This is a genomic window from Mycobacterium sp. SP-6446, from assembly GCF_001954045.1.
Lineage (GTDB): Bacteria > Actinomycetota > Actinomycetes > Mycobacteriales > Mycobacteriaceae > Mycobacterium.
Genome location: NZ_MBEM01000237.1, coordinates 1 through 773 on the forward strand (window position 1 = coordinate 1; position 773 = coordinate 773).

Below are 773 nucleotides of genomic sequence, written 5' to 3' on the forward strand. Positions count from 1 at the left end.
AAACCCCACCAACTCATCGAGCGCCGGATCACCCCGACCGGCCACCGCGAAGCCCACGGCCACATCAGAACTGGCGCTGATCTTCGACAACAACACCGCCAACCCGGCCTGCACCACCATGAAACTCGTCGCATTATGCTCACCAGCCACCCGAGCAACCTGGCGCTGCAACCCCGCCGACCACTCCACACCCACACTGGCCCCACGCTGATCAGCCACCACCGGATAAGGCCGATCAACAGGCAACTCCAAACGCTCCGGCATCCCCGCCAAAACCCGCTCCCAATAAGCCAACTGGCCCGCAACCGCACTATCGGGATCAGACTCCGACCCCAACCACCCCCGCTGCCACAACGCATAATCGGCATACTGCACCCCCAACGGCGCCCACCCCGGCACCCGACCGGCGCACCGGCTGGCATAGGCCACACCCAAATCAGCGGTCAGCGGCCTTAGCGACCAGCCATCCGCGGCGATATGGTGCATCACGATCACCAGCACGTGCTCGTCGTCGACAATGCGGAAAAGCCTTGCCCGCATTGGGATCTCGGTGGCCAGATCAAAGGTGTGGCGCGCCGCGGTATCGATGACCTCGTTCAGTGAACCTGGCGACCAGCCGCTGGCATCAACAACACCCCACCCAAAATCGGCCTGCTCAATAGGAATAACCACCTGCCGGGGTGTTCCCTCGACCGTGGGGAACACAGTGCGCAGGCTTTCATGACGGCCCACCACATCGGCCAGCGCCGCAGCCAACGCATCAACATCGAGCG

1 protein-coding gene is annotated in these 773 nt (G+C 63.4%); it reads right to left on the bottom strand.

Translation table 11 applies throughout. The features are described from left to right. Positions 1-773, bottom strand: a 773-nt coding sequence (locus A5736_RS21595) for a condensation domain-containing protein (RefSeq protein ID WP_254848430.1), incomplete at both ends; no start/stop codon positions are given.